The organism is Pantoea sp. ANP04, from assembly GCF_041982285.1.
GTDB lineage: Bacteria > Pseudomonadota > Gammaproteobacteria > Enterobacterales > Enterobacteriaceae > Pantoea > Pantoea eucalypti.
In genome coordinates this window covers 1-540 of record NZ_JAUTYS010000148.1, presented here as the reverse complement: position 1 = coordinate 540, position 540 = coordinate 1, and the positions used below count along the sequence as shown (strand labels likewise).

1 protein-coding gene is annotated in these 540 nt (G+C 62.0%); it reads left to right on the top strand.

The window, feature by feature from the left end; genetic code table 11:
- Nucleotides 1-540, top strand: a 540-nt coding sequence (locus Q7C21_RS22820; RefSeq protein WP_375151213.1) for a multicopper oxidase domain-containing protein, incomplete at its 5' end; no start/stop codon positions are given.

Below are 540 nucleotides of genomic sequence, written 5' to 3'. Positions count from 1 at the left end.
GGGCAGGAACTGTCCCTGCGCAACGGTCCGGTGCGCCTGGGCACCTTGCGTTCGGTGGCCAACAACGATGCGCCGACCCAGTGGCCGCCAGCCCTGCCGGCCAACCCGGTGGCCGAGCCGGATCTCGACAACGCCGAGAAGCTCAACTTCAATTTCGAGTGGGTTGGCTCGGTCTCGGTGAACGTGGACAATGGCCAGCCGCCGAGCCTGTGGCAGATCAACGGCCAGGCCTGGGACATCACCGACAAGACCTGCGCCGACCGCCCGATTGCCACGCTGAAAAAGGGCAAGAGCTACATTTTCGAATTGAAGAACATGACTCAGTACCAACACCCGATCCACTTGCACGGCATGAGCTTCAAGGTCATCGCCTCGAACCGCAAGAAGATCACTCCCTACTTCACCGACACCGACCTGCTGGGCAAGAACGAGCGTGCCCGCGTGGCGCTGGTGGCGGATAACCCTGGGGTCTGGATGTTCCACTGCCACGTGATCGACCACATGGAAACCGGTCTGATGGCCGCCATCGAGGTGGCGTGA